The 14,938-nt window shown below is 55.0% G+C and carries 12 protein-coding genes; 8 read left to right on the top strand and 4 right to left on the bottom strand.

The window, feature by feature from the left end; all coding sequences use genetic code 11:
* The first annotated feature begins 1 nt into the window (after nt 1).
* Nucleotides 2-1,390, top strand: coding sequence for a Re/Si-specific NAD(P)(+) transhydrogenase subunit beta (gene pntB / locus AC6I77_RS09450; protein ID WP_039660187.1), 1,389 nt, complete (start codon nt 2-4; stop codon nt 1,388-1,390).
* A 49-nt stretch (nt 1,391-1,439) separates the two neighbouring features.
* Here the strand turns inward: pntB and uspE are convergent, their stop codons facing one another.
* Together uspE and fnr are read right to left on the bottom strand one after the other, a co-directional pair.
* Nucleotides 1,440-2,396 carry a universal stress protein UspE gene (gene uspE, locus AC6I77_RS09445; RefSeq protein ID WP_003853729.1) on the bottom strand — a complete coding sequence of 319 codons (957 nt, stop codon included), beginning with the start codon at nt 2,394-2,396 and terminating at the stop codon, nt 1,440-1,442.
* 117 nt (nt 2,397-2,513) lie between these two features.
* On the bottom strand, nt 2,514-3,266 hold the full coding sequence (gene fnr, locus AC6I77_RS09440; RefSeq protein ID WP_003853727.1) for a fumarate/nitrate reduction transcriptional regulator Fnr: 753 nt from the start codon (nt 3,264-3,266) through the stop codon (nt 2,514-2,516).
* A gap of 316 nt (nt 3,267-3,582) precedes the next feature.
* Here fnr and smrA point away from each other — a divergent pair, with 316 nt between their 5' ends.
* On the top strand, nt 3,583-4,149 hold the full coding sequence (smrA, locus tag AC6I77_RS09435) for a DNA endonuclease SmrA (RefSeq protein ID WP_003853725.1): 567 nt from the start codon (nt 3,583-3,585) through the stop codon (nt 4,147-4,149).
* Here the strand turns inward: smrA and AC6I77_RS09430 are convergent.
* Nucleotides 4,146-5,066, bottom strand: coding sequence for a LysR substrate-binding domain-containing protein (locus AC6I77_RS09430; protein ID WP_003853723.1), 921 nt, complete (start codon nt 5,064-5,066; stop codon nt 4,146-4,148). The two genes, smrA and AC6I77_RS09430, sit on opposite strands and share 4 nt — an antisense overlap.
* Before the next feature lie 319 nt (nt 5,067-5,385).
* Between AC6I77_RS09430 and AC6I77_RS09425 the strand changes: the two genes are divergently transcribed.
* The 4 genes from AC6I77_RS09425 to AC6I77_RS09410 all read left to right on the top strand — a co-directional run bounded on the left by AC6I77_RS09425 (nt 5,386) and on the right by AC6I77_RS09410 (nt 11,963).
* Complete coding sequence (locus AC6I77_RS09425; RefSeq protein ID WP_039660189.1) at nt 5,386-6,720, top strand: MFS transporter; 1,335 nt, start codon at nt 5,386-5,388, stop codon at nt 6,718-6,720.
* Between the two features lie 67 nt (nt 6,721-6,787).
* Entirely contained in the window at nt 6,788-8,131 is a 1,344-nt protein-coding gene (hglS, locus tag AC6I77_RS09420; protein ID WP_039660191.1) for a 2-oxoadipate dioxygenase/decarboxylase HglS, read from the top strand.
* 429 nt (nt 8,132-8,560) lie between these two features.
* The gene (locus AC6I77_RS09415; protein ID WP_039660193.1) at nt 8,561-10,081 is read left to right on the top strand and encodes a carboxylesterase/lipase family protein; all 1,521 of its coding nucleotides are present in this window, start codon (nt 8,561-8,563) and stop codon (nt 10,079-10,081) included.
* 217 nt (nt 10,082-10,298) lie between these two features.
* Nucleotides 10,299-11,963, top strand: coding sequence for a methyl-accepting chemotaxis protein (locus AC6I77_RS09410; RefSeq protein WP_008925235.1), 1,665 nt, complete (start codon nt 10,299-10,301; stop codon nt 11,961-11,963).
* On the opposite strand, the gene AC6I77_RS09405 is transcribed toward AC6I77_RS09410, so the two are convergent.
* Nucleotides 11,921-12,802, bottom strand: a complete 882-nt coding sequence (locus AC6I77_RS09405) for a LysR family transcriptional regulator (protein ID WP_039660196.1) — start codon at nt 12,800-12,802, stop codon at nt 11,921-11,923. The two genes, AC6I77_RS09410 and AC6I77_RS09405, sit on opposite strands and share 43 nt — an antisense overlap.
* Before the next feature lie 125 nt (nt 12,803-12,927).
* On the opposite strand from AC6I77_RS09405, the gene AC6I77_RS09400 reads away from it, so the two are divergent.
* Both AC6I77_RS09400 and AC6I77_RS09395 read left to right on the top strand, forming a co-directional pair.
* Complete coding sequence (locus tag AC6I77_RS09400) at nt 12,928-14,094, top strand: methionine aminotransferase (RefSeq protein ID WP_008925233.1); 1,167 nt, start codon at nt 12,928-12,930, stop codon at nt 14,092-14,094.
* 60 nt (nt 14,095-14,154) lie between these two features.
* On the top strand, nt 14,155-14,931 hold the full coding sequence (locus AC6I77_RS09395) for a transporter substrate-binding domain-containing protein (RefSeq protein ID WP_003853710.1): 777 nt from the start codon (nt 14,155-14,157) through the stop codon (nt 14,929-14,931).
* Nucleotides 14,932-14,938: the final 7 nt, after the last annotated feature.

Below are 14,938 nucleotides of genomic sequence, written 5' to 3'. Positions count from 1 at the left end.
CATGTCTGGCGGATTAGTCACTGCAGCCTATATTGTTGCTGCAATTCTCTTCATCTGTAGCCTTGCCGGTCTCTCGCGTCACGAGACGTCTAAGCGGGGTAATAGTTTCGGTATCAGCGGCATGGCGATTGCGCTGGTCGCCACCATTTTTGGTCCGGACAGCGGTAACGTGGTCTGGATCCTGCTGGCGATGGTGATTGGCGGCGCTATTGGTATCCGCATGGCAAAGAAAGTCGAAATGACCGAAATGCCGGAACTGGTCGCGATTCTGCACAGCTTTGTCGGCCTGGCCGCGGTACTGGTCGGCATAAACAGCTATATCGACCATGCGCCTGGCCTGCCAGCAGTGATGGAAAATATCCATCTCAGTGAAGTGTTTATCGGTATTTTTATCGGTGCCGTCACCTTCACCGGCTCGCTGGTGGCGTTTGGCAAGCTGTGCGGCAAAATCTCCTCAAAACCGCTGGCGTTACCGCATCGTCACAAGCTCAATCTGCTGGCGCTGCTGGTCTCGTTCCTGCTGCTGCTGTGGTTTGTTAACACCAGCAGCAGCGCTGCGCAGGTCTTTGCGTTGCTGCTGATGACGGTGATTGCACTGGCGTTTGGCTGGCATCTGGTCGCGTCGATTGGCGGTGCCGATATGCCGGTCGTGGTGTCGATGCTGAACTCCTATTCAGGCTGGGCCGCCGCCGCCGCCGGTTTCATGCTCAGCAACGATCTGCTGATTGTGACCGGTGCACTGGTGGGTTCGTCCGGTGCGATTCTCTCCTATATCATGTGTAAAGCGATGAACCGTTCGTTCATCAGCGTGATCGCGGGTGGATTCGGTACTGAAGTCAGCAGTGGTGACGAAACGCAGGAAGCGGGCGAGCATCGTGAAATTACCGCTGAAGAGACCGCAGAGATGCTTAAAGCCTCCCGCTCGGTGATTATTACCCCAGGCTACGGCATGGCCGTGGCGCAGGCGCAGTATCCGGTAGCGGAAATCACGGCACGTCTGCGCGCGCTTGGCATCAAAGTGCGCTTCGGCATTCATCCGGTCGCGGGGCGTTTGCCGGGGCACATGAACGTGCTGCTGGCCGAGGCCAAAGTGCCTTATGACGTGGTGCTGGAGATGGATGAAATCAACGATGACTTCAGCGACACCGACACGGTGCTGGTGATTGGTGCTAACGATACCGTCAACCCGGCAGCGCAGGATGATCCCCGCAGCCCGATTGCGGGAATGCCGGTGCTGGAAGTGTGGAAGGCGCACAACGTGGTGGTGTTCAAACGCTCAATGAACACAGGCTATGCCGGCGTTCAGAATCCGCTGTTCTTTAAGGAGAACAGCCAGATGCTGTTTGGCGATGCCAAAGCCAGCGTGGAAGCGATTCTCAAAGCGCTGTAATAAAAAAATGGGCAGCTAATCAGCCGCCCATTTTCTTTACGAGGAGACGTTAATCCTCCTCGTCCTCTTCATCATCCAGATCAATCGGCGACTTGAAATCGTCAGGCTTAAGCGCCAGCAGATCGCAACGCAGATGATCGATCACCTGTTCCGCCGTATTGCCCAGGAACGCCGCTGATAGTCCGGTCCTTCCGATGGTGCCCAGCACGACTACGCCGGCACCGAGATGCGCGGCCAGATCGGGGATAACCTCTTCCGGCAAGCCTTTAGCCACGTGGGTGAACTCTTCACCAATTGAGAATTTCTGGCGCAGTGCTTTCATGGCCACCAGATGCTGACCCCGGATAGCATCGTTGTAGACGCTGGGATCAAAATCGGGCAGTTCGATAGCAATATTGATTGGGGTAATCGGGTAGGCACCGACAAGGTGGACTTCGGTCTGATTCACCTTTTCCGCCAGCTTCATCGTTTCACGAATCAGCTTCTGATTCAGGCCATCGTGATGCGGCTCTTCGCTGGCAAGATTGACGGCGACAATGGCTTTACCGCCTTCCGGCCACGGCTGATCTTTGACCATCCAGACCGGGCAAGGGCATTTACGCAGCAGATGCCAGTCGGTTGGGGTGAAAATCACGGACTCCAGGCGGTCATGCTGATGCGCCATTTTCAGCACCAGATCATGCTGATGAGCGAGCACTTCCTGAATGATGGCCTCAAAGGGGCGGTTATGCCAGATCACTTTGATATCAATGTCGACACCGGCATCAAGATAAGCGCGGGCCTGCTCGCGGATCCATTCGGTACGCTGGCTGATGACACCCTGGCGCATAGACGCGCGCTCATCCGGCGAAAGCAGGGTGGTCATTTCATATGAAAAATCATAGATAGGCAGGAAGGCTTTAATTCTTCCGCCGATACGTTGATTCAGATAGACCGCACGTCGCAGCGCGGGCTGATCGTCTTGCTGGGCATCAATGGCGACCAGAATATTTTGGTACTGGGACATGAGGCGTTCTCCTTAAACCAGAGCGACTGGAGTAAAGATAGCCTATGTTGTACAGCGGAAGAAGTGAAAAAGTTATTGCCGGATCAATAAAATAAGATTTATTGATCCGGCTTTGAATCAGGCGGCCTGGTGACTCTGGCCCGCTAACTCTTCCAGCAGGGCGTGGTTTTCAATTGTGATGTATTTGCCTTTCACCGCCAGCATACCGGACTTCTGAAAACGGCCCAGCAGGCGACTGATGGTTTCAACCGTCAGGCCCAGGTAATTACCAATGTCACCGCGCGTCATGGTGAGGCGAAATTCACGCTGTGAAAAGCCGCGCTGGCCGAAACGGCGTGAGAGGTTCCAGATAAACGCCGCCAGTCGCTCCTCAGCATTTTTCTTCGACAACAGCAGAATCATATCCTGGTCGCCTTTAATCTCACCGCTCATTAAACGCATCATCTGCTGACGCAGTGCCGGCATTTTACCTGACAGGTCATCCAGCGTTTCAAAAGGAATTTCACACACCATGGCCGTTTCCAGCGCCTGCGCAAAGCTGGGATGGCTGGCATTTAAAATGGCATCAAAGCCAACTAAATCACCCGCCAGATGGAAACCGGTAATTTGCTCATCACCCTGTTCGGTAATGGTATAGCTTTTAATACTGCCGGAACGAATGGCATACAGAGACCTGAGTTCGTCTCCCGCTTTAAAAAGCGTTTGCCCTTTCTGAATCGGTTTTTTACGCTCAATGATATTGTCGAGCTGATCCAGCTCATGTTCATTTAACGTGAAGGGGATGCAGAGCTGACTGATGCTGCAATCCTGGCAGTGAATGGCACAACCGCCCGACTGAATACGACGTATGCTGCGTTTTTCAGGGATCATAATGGTTTGCTCGACGATAAGTGACTGGGGTCAATTTTAACATTTTTTGTGCTGAAGGGAACTCATCCGAGCAGTTTTACACCCACAAACATTATGGAGGATATATACGGCGTCAAAGGCCGATGTAACGGGCATTTAAGTATGCGGGAAGAGACTACTGTCACGATAACTTTCCGCTTATGTGATCTGTTGCACGATTCTCTACGGCCCGTTAGGGTGGGAAAAGGCGGGTGGTCCGGTAATTCCAGCTTTTGCTACGCTAACTGTTAAAGCCTGTCTGACACATTCGATCAATTTAACCCGGTGTGAGAAAACCATGAACCTTGATGATAACGATCTTTTTCGGGATGCCATGGGCGATGTCACGCCATTGAAAGACACCACCACGACCCTGTGGCTGAAAGCCCCTTCAACCAAAGCACCACGCAAACCGCCGGGCGAATCTGAGCTGGAGAATTTCCTGACCCGGGGTGACCTGGAGATTATCCCACTTAATACGCAGCTGGAATATAAAGCCGACGGCATCCAGCAGGGTATTCTGGATAAACTGCGTCGGGGTGAATACAAGCTGGATGCCAGTCTCAACCTGTTACGGCAACCGGTAGAAACCTGCCGTCAGGCGCTGTTCAATTTTATGATGCAGGCACACAAACAGGGATTACGAAATTTGCTGATCATTCACGGCAAAGGACGTGATAACGAGTCACATGCCAATATCGTACGAAGCTATCTCGCGCGCTGGTTACAGCAGTTTGACGACGTACAGACTTTTTGCGTGGCACAGACCCGCCATGGCGGAGGCGGTGCGCTCTACGTGGGTTTACGTAAAACCGATAAAGCGCGCCTTGAAAACCGCGAGCGGCATGCGAAACGCAGCCGCTAGCTGTGAAATTTACGAATGGTAGACATCAGCACTTCGGCACTCAGGCTGAGCTCTGCGCCGGTGCGCGTAATGATGCCCACTGGCTCGCCCGGGCCGGATGAGTTGATCGGCAGCGCACAGACCGCGTTGTGGCTGAGATCCTCTTTAATCGCGCCGGAAGGAACGAACCAGATATAGTCGTAGCGGAGAGCCAGCTGGCGTGCCAGTGAGGTCGATGAGGTCTCAATACAGTGAGGTGGCAACGTACACCCCTGTTCATCCAGCATCTGTTGTGCAATCCGGCGCGGTGCAGTGCCTTCGGGCGAAATCACCACCGGCCACTGCATGGCGCGTGAAAGTGTGACGTTGTCACTTAAAAGCGGGTGTTCCGGCCTCACTACCAGCTTAAGCGACTCCAGAAAAAGCAGCTCATAGGTCAGACCGGTCATCATGTCGCTGTCCGCCATCCGTCCAATGCCGATATCAAACTCACCGCCGCGTAATCCTGCCAGCAGCACATTGTTGTGCAGCGTTGCCACCTGGATAGTGGTATTGGGTTGTAACTGATGAAAACGATCAAGAATGCGTGGCAGCATCCCCATTGCGGCGGTGGTCAGCGCACCCAGCCGGATAATCACCGGCGCATCGCCTGGCTGCTCATTAAAACTTTGACCGGCATGATTGAGCGCGTCGAGCACACGCACGGCATGTGTCAGAAATTGTTCCCCCATGGTGGTCAGTTGCGCGCCCAGACGGCCACGTTCAAACAGACGAACGCCGGTCAGTTCCTCCAGCTCATTCAGGGTTTTAGACAGGGCAGGCTGACTCAGGCTAAGCGTCTCAGCCGCCCGGCCCAGCGTACCTTGCTGCGCAACCGCAACAAAGGTGTGTAAGTGGCGCAAGCGAATGCGCTGATTGAAAAGGATATTTTTTTCCATATCCTAAACTTAATGAGAATGAAGGGCGTGAGGCAACTGTTAAAAATGAATTCTGTTAACTTTGCTGCAAATTTTTTTAACAAAAGCACGGGAATGACCGCTTCGCTGTTTAACGCCATGATTTTCAAGCATTCATCTTAAAACGGTTGTGACGCGTTCATTCTCTGGTCAAAGAGAAATCAACGACTTAATTGAATGAATATGAATGATTCTCACTATCAAACAAAAATCTGACCGCTTAAGGTTAACGATCAGCTATCATAAACGCCGTTTTTTTTACTTAAACTGATGCCAGATTTCTTTACTCAGGGAGTGTTCATTGACCAGCATCGAGGCGGTAGATGTCCGCCAGCTTATCAACCAGCAGCAGCTGAGCCCCTGGCAAAAGCGGCTCATTGCTCTCTGCTTTATCGTGGTAGCACTCGATGGCATGGACATTGCGATTATGGGTTTTATTGCGCCGACGCTTAAAGCCGCGTGGGGCGTAACAAATCATCAGCTTGGCGTTGTCATCAGCGCCGCCTTAATCGGTCTTGCGCTGGGTGCGATGGTGGCGGGGCCGCTGGCTGACCGCTATGGCCGTCGCATGATGATTATCTTAAGCGTTTTCTTTTTTGGTCTCTGGACGCTGGCAACCGCGCTGTCACAAAATATTGAACAGATGATGCTGTTCCGCTTCCTGACCGGGCTGGGCCTGGGTGCCGCAATGCCCAACGTCGGTACGCTGGTGGCGGAGTATGCGCCTGAACGGCGACGGGCGTTTCTTATCACCGTTGTGTTCTGCGGCTTCACCTTTGGCGCGGCCAGCGGGGGATTTGCCGCTTCATGGCTGCTCCCGCGCTATAACTGGCACTCTGTGCTGCTACTGGGCGGCATGCTGCCGCTGCTGGTGCTGCCATTACTGATTCGTGGCCTGCCGGAATCCGTGCGATTCCTCATCAGTCGTGGTGCACCGGCTGCCCGCATTCACGCCATCCTTGATCGGATGATGCCGGGCAAAACCCGACCAGACTGTGCGTTTCACGCGCCGGAAGTCAGCGTGCCGGCGGGTGGCGCGATCGGCACCGTCCTGTCACGCCGCTATCTGTTTGGCAGCACGATGCTGTGGGGTGGCTATTTTATGGGACTGTTCATGGTCTACCTGATTGGCAGCTGGCTGCCATCACTGGTCAACACGCTGGGCATGTCTGTCACCGAAGCGGCGATTATCACCGCGATGTATCAGGCTGGCGGGACGCTGGGATCGTTGTTTGCAGGCTGGATGATGGATCGCTTTAATGCCAATCTGGCGCTGGCAGCGATTTACGGCTGTGGCGGGCTGTTTATCGTGGCCCTTGGCTTTTCGCCAGCCGAAGTGGGCATGATGAGCGCAATCGCTTTTTGCAGTGGCTTCTGTTTCAACGGCGCTAACACCGGCATGAATGCCTTATCCGCCAGCTACTATCCCACGCACGCACGCGCCACTGGCTCCAGCTGGATGCATGGTGTGGGCCGCATTGGTGCGATTTTAAGCGCTTTCGTCGGTGCAGAGATGATGTCACTCGGCTGGTCTTTCAGCGTTATCTTTCTGCTGCTGGCAATACCGGCTGTGATCACTACCCTGATGCTGCTGTTAAAAAACCGCTATGGCTTTAAGCCGATCACAGATTCGTGATTTTTTCCACTGGCGCCAGCGCGTTGCATTACATTAGCAGCAACGATCATGGTGTCAGGTGGATAAGATGGACAACTTTATCAGTGCGGACCTCATCCGCACCCGTTTCTCTCAGGCAATGTCAGCCATGTATCAGCAGGAAGTGCCGCAATATGGCACGCTGATGCAGTTGGTCGCTACCGTTAATGAACGCGTACTGGAAGCGGATAGTGCGCTGAAAGATCGCCTTACGGCTGCTGATGAAATCGGCCGACTTAATGTTGAACGCCATGGCGCGATCCGTGTCGGCACCGCAGACGAACTCGCCACACTGCGACAGGTGTTTGCGGTGATGGGAATGCATCCGGTAGGCTATTACGATCTCTCTCAGGCAGGGGTGCCGGTGCACTCCACCGCGTTCCGGCCAGTAACTGATGCGGCACTGCGGCGCAACCCCTTCCGGGTCTTTACCTCGCTGTTACGCCCTGAACTGATCGACGATGCGGCGCTGCGCGAAAAAGCGGCGGAGATTCTCTCTGCGCGCAACATTTTCACTCCCCGTTGCCGGGCGTTGCTGCAACTGCATCAGCAGCAGGGCGGATTAACGGAGGAGCAGGCCGGTGAATTTGTGACTGAAGCGCTGGAAACCTTCCGCTGGCATGCTCACAGCAGTGTAGACAGCCAGACCTATCAGGCGCTGAACCAGCAGCACCGGCTGATTGCGGATGTAGTCTGCTTTCCCGGTTGTCACATCAACCATCTTACGCCGCGCACACTGGATATCGACCGTGTCCAGCAACTGATGCCTTCGCGCGGTATCGATCCGAAAACCCTGATCGAGGGACCGCCTCGTCGTCAGGTCCCCATCCTGTTACGTCAAACCAGCTTTAAAGCGCTGGAAGAGCCGATCATCTTTAAAGAAGGTCATCAGGGAACGCATACGGCGCGCTTCGGAGAAATTGAGCAGCGCGGGGCAGCGCTGACGCCCGCAGGACGCGCACTCTACGATCGATTACTGAGCGAGGCGGGCAGCGGTCAGGATAATCAGCAACACCAGCAACATCTGTCGACGATTTTCCGCGATTTCCCGGACGACGAAACCACGCTGCGCCAGCAGGGACTGGCGTGGTTTCATTATCGCCTGAGCGAAAAGGGTATTGCTACGCCGCCTGCCCAGGGGGAATCGCTGGAGACCCTTATCAAAGAAGGGCGTGTACTGGCTGACCCCATCACCTATGAGGATTTTCTTCCCGTGAGCGCGGCAGGCATTTTTCAGTCTAACCTTGGCGATCGGGCGCAGGTTCGTTCGGCGGGACAGGCGAGCCGGCAGGCGTTTGAAGCCGCATTGGGTACCCCTGTGCTGGATGAAATGGCGTTATATGAAGAGCGCCAGCAGCGCTCACTGGCGCAGTGCGGCCTGCGCGAGGCCTGACAGTGTCTACGGGCAACGTCTACGTTGCCCGCGTTGCTCTCTTCACCACAGCCCTGTTAAGCGGATGGTCCTGATGGAAGGTAATCGATCAGGACTGTTCAGTTCACCTGGAAAAAAAGACGCTTCACCATCCAGCGAAAATTTAGCGGCGTGAGTATCCTGATGTGTTAGAAAACTGACTAATTATTTGCAGTAAAAACGCGTGGGATGCGTGAGAAATGTGGATATCGTCGGCGCTGACAACGCATTCACGTGCTGGCGAAACGTAAACAACGTTAATCCCTGGTCATCACTGACGCTCTGAACCTGTTGATGGGCATGCTAGCCCCTGCATCTCTCGCTTCGGCATATTCTGCAAATCCCCTCCGTACCTGGACAATACTGGCGTGCCTGCAAATAATGGAGGAACGTTTAGACAGGGAAACAGGAATGAAAAACGAAACGGGTCTGAGGATCATGACTGCTGAGGGAGAGTTACGTGGAGGCATGGATGATGACCTTTTCGTATTTAAAGGCATACCTTATGCGGCGGCACCGCAGGGCGCACTACGCTGGCGCCCGCCTCAGCCAGTGATACCGTGGCAGCATGTGCGCGATGCCACGGCGTTCGGGTCATCCGCCTGGCAAAATCGCACGTATTGCCAGGCTGTGGGCGGCGGCGATCCCGGTGAGTTTAGTGAAGATTGTCTCTACCTGAATGTCTGGACACCCGATGTCGAACCGTCAACGCCGCTGCCGGTGATGGTGTGGCTGCACGGAGGAGGCTACACCATTGGTGCGGGCGGCCTGGCACCCTACAGCGGCAAACCGCTGGCGTCCCGGGGCGCAGTGGTGGTCACCCTTAACTACCGGCTGGGTCATCTCGGCTTCTTCTCACACCCGGCCCTGGACGCTGAGTATCCTGCCGCGGGCACGGTAAACAACTTTGGTCTGCTTGACCAGATTGCCGCACTGCAGTGGGTGCAGCGCAACATTCCTGCATTCGGCGGCGACCGCCGCAATGTGACGCTTTTCGGTGAATCCTCTGGTGCGCGCAGTGTGCTGTCACTCTGCTGTTCACCACTGGCCGAAGGGCTGTTTCACAAAGGCATTGTACAGAGCGCCTATAGCCTGCCGGACACGCCGCTGAAAAAAGCGCGTCAGCAGGGCGTCGCTGTAGCCCGCCATTTTGGACTGCCAGCCGATGTCAGCGCAGAGGCGTTGCGCGCACTGCCCGCTGACGCCTTCTGGTCGCTGGACGGCCCACTGGCGATTCCGCCGGTACCCATTGCCGGTGACGCCGTTTTGCCTGAGCCCATGTTGAAAACCTTTATGGCGGCAAAACAGCACCGTCTGCCGCTGATGGCCGGCAGTAACAGCGATGAAGCCAGCGTTCTGGAATATTTTGGTGTTGATGCTACTGCAGTGCTGCAGCAGTTACGCGACAAAAATCGACTCACTTACCGTACGCTTAAATGGATGTATGACATCCATGACGATCAGCTACTGGGACGCGCCGTGGCACGCGATATGGCTTTCACGCTGGTGCCATGGCTGGTGATGCGGGCGCAGCACAATGCTGGCATGCCGGGCTGGCGCTACTGGTTTGATTATGTTTCAGAGCATGCGCACGATCTCTATCCACACGGCACCTGGCACGGTAATGAAGTGCCCTATGTGCTGAATACCTTGAGCCAGATGCCCGATCCCAATGAAAATCGTCCGTTCAGTGATAGCGATCGGGCCTTTGCTGAGCAGGTCAGTGACTACTGGTTTACCTTCGCCCGTGATGCCACAGAATATAAGCACCAGCTGGAAGGCGAGGTCGTCTGGCCCGCCTGGCATCCGGGGCAGGATGTGACAATGTCACTTGGTCAGGAGCATAAAAGCGGATTGGTTCTGAAGCGAAACTTTATGCGCGCCCGAATGCGTCTCTTCAGATTATTAATGACGCATCTGGTCAGGCTGTAGGTGTGCCATTAAGATTAGCCTGCTAATCATTAAATTTTTCAAATGAAATTAATCTGCTTAATTAACTGTAAGGTATTAAAATTTAAGAATTTTACAGCGTTAAATCCTATTTGACGCTGTAAAATAATAGGTAACAAAACAGTTACATTTTCACCTTCCTGTGCCGATAAACCTCCTATGCCCGACGCTTGCGGGTCAACGTGTATAGGATTTTGGTATGGGAATGCTCAAAAATTTTACCATTCGCGCAGTGATGCTCACGATTCTGGGGCTGTTTTGCTTACTGTGGACCGGCGTCGGGCTATATAGCATCCACTCTCTTGGCGCGCTCAGCGAAGGCAACGAGGTTGACCGTCATCTGGTTGAGCAAATGACGGTGCTGAGCAAAGGAAACGATCAATATTTTCGTGTTGTCACGCGCTTGTCCCGTGTGATGGAAAGCAAAGCGGCAGGTAAAACCCTGACCGACGAATCGTACGCGCCGGTGCAACAGGCGCTGGATGGTATGACCCAGCAACTGGCACGCTTCAAACAGCTCGCCCCCGGTCCGATGAACCCGGAAGTCGTGGATGGTGTGATTCAGAGCTGGCAGAAGCTGCTGGATGAAGGCGTAACGCCACAATTTCAGCTGGCGCGTCAGCCAACACCTGATGCTTATCGCCAGCAGGCGAACAACGTCACTCCGGCATTAAGCCGCGCGTTTGGCGTCAGCGCAGAGAAATTCAGTCAGGGTGCAGCTCAAAAGCTGGATACCACCCGCGTTGAAGTTGATCACCTCACCGCGACGACGAAAACAATAATTACCATCACGGTCATCATTGGTCTGTTTATTCTGCTGTTTACCGACCGCTATCTGGTAACGATGCTGGTTCGTCCGCTGGAAAGCATTCGCACCCATTTCGCCGTGATTGCCACGGGTGACCTCAGCCAGCCGGTCAATGAATTCGGTCGCAACTGTGTGGGTAAACTGGTTCCGCTGCTGAGCGCCATGCAGGATAGCCTGCGTGAAGCGGTTAGCGCCATTCGCAGCGGTACTGAGAATATCTCGCGTGGGGCGGCAGAAATTTCTGCAGGTAACAATGATCTCTCATCACGCACTGAAGAGCAGGCCGCTGCGCTGGAGCAGACTGCAGCCAGCATGGAGCAGTTGACTGCTACGGTGAAATTCAACGCTGATAACGCCCGTCAGGCCAGCCTGCTGGCTGAAACCGCCACCACGACGGCACAGCGAGGCGGCCAGCTGGTCAGCGAAGTGGTCAGCACCATGGATGGCATTTCAGGCAGTTCGAAGAAAATTGCTGAGATCACCAACGTGATTAACGGTATCGCTTTCCAGACCAATATTCTGGCGCTGAACGCCGCCGTTGAAGCGGCTCGTGCCGGTGAACAGGGTCGGGGTTTTGCTGTAGTGGCGTCTGAAGTACGTAACCTTGCCCAGCGCAGTGCCAATGCGGCCAAAGAGATCGCGACTCTGATTGAAGAGTCCGTTCAGCGTGTGGGTAAAGGCGCCGAGCTGGTGAGCACCACCGGCGGCACCATGAATAATATTCTGAAATCGGTACAGGATGTGGATGCGATTATGAAACAGATCGCCTCCGCCTCAGAAGAGCAGAGCAAAGGCATTTCTCAGGTGGGAACAGCAGTCACAGAAATGGACAGTGTCACGCAGCAAAACGCCTCACTGGTTGAAGAGGTTTCCGCCGCCGCAAGCGCGCTGGCGCTGCAGACAGAAGCGCTGCAGGCCTCTGTGTCGAAGTTCCGTCTTTCCAGTGAACGCCAGAGCGCACCTGTCACCGGCAATAAACCGGCTGCGCCAAAAGCCCCGGTGCTAAGTGCGCCTCAGGCCAAACCTGCTGATAATGGCGACTGGGTCACCTTCTGATCCCGGCTAAGCCACGCCACCAGTTCCGCCAGGAACGGTGGCGCATCCTGCGCAGGCCGTTGCAGTAGACTGTAAACGGCGCCCGTTTTAACCTCGCCAGCGAACGGCTTAATCAGCCTGCCGCTGGCGATATCACTCTCCACCAGATTGCTGTCGGCAATCGCCACGCCAAATCCCTGAATCGCTGCACTGATCGCTAAATCCATCGTGGCAAAATGCTGGTTTCGCTTCATGCTGAGTGTGACCTGCTGCGCTTTCAGCCAGCACTGCCAGTCACGGGTGTCTGCGGTGGGATGCAAAAAGGTCATTGCAGTCAGCGCCGCCGGAGAGTCCGGGCAGGGCTGATTCGCTGCCATTACCGGTGTCAGTGACTCACAGAACAGGCAGACGCCTTCGGGATGCGGCTTGCCATAGACAATCGCGGCATCAAAATTTTCAAGCTGCGTAGCATGATCCAGCGTTGTCGTCAGGGCCACATGCAGTTCAGGGCGCTGTTGTTCCAGCGCCATCAGCCTGGGGACCAGCCAGCGCATCGCACAGGTCGGCGCTTTCAGGCGAATACTGACCTGACTGCGGCGGACCTTCTCGCTGGCCTTAACCATCAGTTCAAAACCCTGCTGCAATTCGGGTAGCAGCGCGGCGCCCTGTGGCGTGAGCCGCAGGCCGCGCGCGTGGCGATCAAACAGTGTGACACCCAGCCACTGCTCCAGTGCGGCGATCTTGCGACTGACGGCACCCTGAGTCAGACACAGCTCACGGGCTGCATGGGTCAGATTGAGATGACGGGCGGTCACCACAAAGGCGTGAATGGCATTAAGCGGCAGCGATAAGCGTGACACAGTGAACCTCAGCTATGCATTTTTGTCATGGCTATTATGACGACATTTCGCTTGCCGACTCAAGTGGCAGCCCGTTGAATAGCGTTTTAACGCATCTGATCGGTTATGCCCCTGACGGAGAGACTATGTCCCTGAAAACGCCTGTCGCTATCCACTCAAAATTGCCGGACGTCGGCACCACTATTTTCAGCGTGATTGGCCAGCTCTCGGCGCAGCATCAGGCGATCAACCTGTCGCAGGGTGCGCCCAACTTCCCCTGCGATCCGGCGCTGGTCGACTCTGTCAGTCGCGCGATGCTGGAGGGACATAATCAGTATGCCGCCATGATGGGCCTGCCGGCCTTACGCGAGGCGCTCGCCAGTAAAGTGGAGGCGCTTTATGGCCAGAAATATGATCCTGCCCGTGAAGTGCTGATCACCGGCAGCGCCAGCCAGGGGCTTTATATGGCGATTACCGCGCTGGTGCATCAGGGCGATGAGGTGATCTTCTTTGAACCGGCATTTGACAGCTATGCTCCGGTGGTACGGTTGCAGGGCGGTACGCCGATAGGCCTGAAGTTGCAGGTGCCGTCATTTGCCATCGACTGGGATGCGCTGCGGGCGGCGATCACACCGCGCACCCGCATGATCATCATTAATACGCCACATAACCCCAGCGCGCAGGTACTGACGCCTGATGACCTTAATCAGCTGGCGGCATTGATTCGCAATACCGATATCGTGGTGCTCTCCGATGAAGTCTATGAGCATATTGTGTTTGATGGTCACTCTCACTGTGGCATGGCAACGTACCCGGAACTGGCGGCGCGCAGCGTCATCGTCTCCTCGTTTGGTAAAACCTTCCACGTCACCGGCTGGCGGGTGGGCTACTGCCTGGCGCCAGCAGCGCTGATGACCGAACTGGTGAAAGTGCATCAGTTCATGATGTACGCCGCCGACACGCCGATGCAGGTGGGATTCGCACACTACCTGCAGCGGCCGGAGAACTACCTGTCGCTCAGTGCCTTCTATGAGCAGAAGCGCGATCGCCTGATCACCCTGATGCAAAATTCGCCGTTCCAGCTGCTGCCGAGTGCCGGTTCGTTCTTTATGCTCGCCAGCTATGGACATTTCAGTGACGAGCCGGACAGTGAAATGGTAAAACGTCTCATCGTCGATCACGGTGTGGCCACCATACCGCTGTCGGCGTTTTATATGGATGGCACAGACAACAAACTGATTCGTCTCTCATTTGCGAAAGACGAGGCGACACTAGAGGCTGGCGCAGCGGCGCTATCTGCTTTTTCTCACTGAATCACGCCACCGCGTGAGGCAGCACCGGGAACAGGTAACCAGGACTTTTCGGGGTAAATAATGAAGAAACTGAACGCGCTTTTTCTTGCTCTGGGCATGATGACATCAGTACAGGCACTGGCACAGGATTTACGTTACGGCGTAGAATCACAATATCCGCCATTTGAAAGCCGCAATGCCAAAGGGGAGCTGGAAGGCTTTGATATTGAGCTGGGCAACGCTATCTGTAAGGCCGGCAATTTCAGCTGCCACTGGGTCGAGAGCAGCTTTGATGCGCTGATCCCGGCGCTGCAGGCGAAAAAATTTGATGCCATCAACTCGGCGATGAATATCACCGAAGCGCGCGCCAAAAGCATCGCGTTTACGCAGCCGATCTACCGTATTCCGACCATGCTTGTGGCGAAAAACGGTGAAAATCTGGCACCGACCGCCGACAGTCTCAAAGGTAAAAACATCGGCGTGTTGCAGGGCTCTATTCAGGAAACCTATGCGAAGAAGCACTGGGAGACGCAGGGCGTAACGGTCACGTCGTATCAGGATCAGAACCAGGTTTACAACGATATGGTCGCGGGCCGCCTTGATGGCACGCTGGTGATGTCTGCTGCCGGCCAGTCCGGTTTCCTTGATAAGCCCCAGGGTAAAGGCTTTGGCTTTGTCGGCAAGCCGGTCGAAGATGACGCGATTCTTGGCTCGGGCATCGGCTACGGCCTGCGCAAAGATGACGCCCAGCTGAAGCAGTCTCTTGATGCGGCGATCGCCAAAGTGCAGGGCGATGGCACCATCAAAAAGCTGGCTGAAAAATACTTCCCGGGCATTGATGTAAGCGCGAAGCCATAAACAGAAT

The sequence above is a fragment of the Pantoea sp. X-Soil-ISGK-259 genome (genome assembly GCF_059730705.1).
Note: the sequence above shows the minus strand (reverse complement) of the source record. Positions and strands in the feature narration are given on the sequence as shown.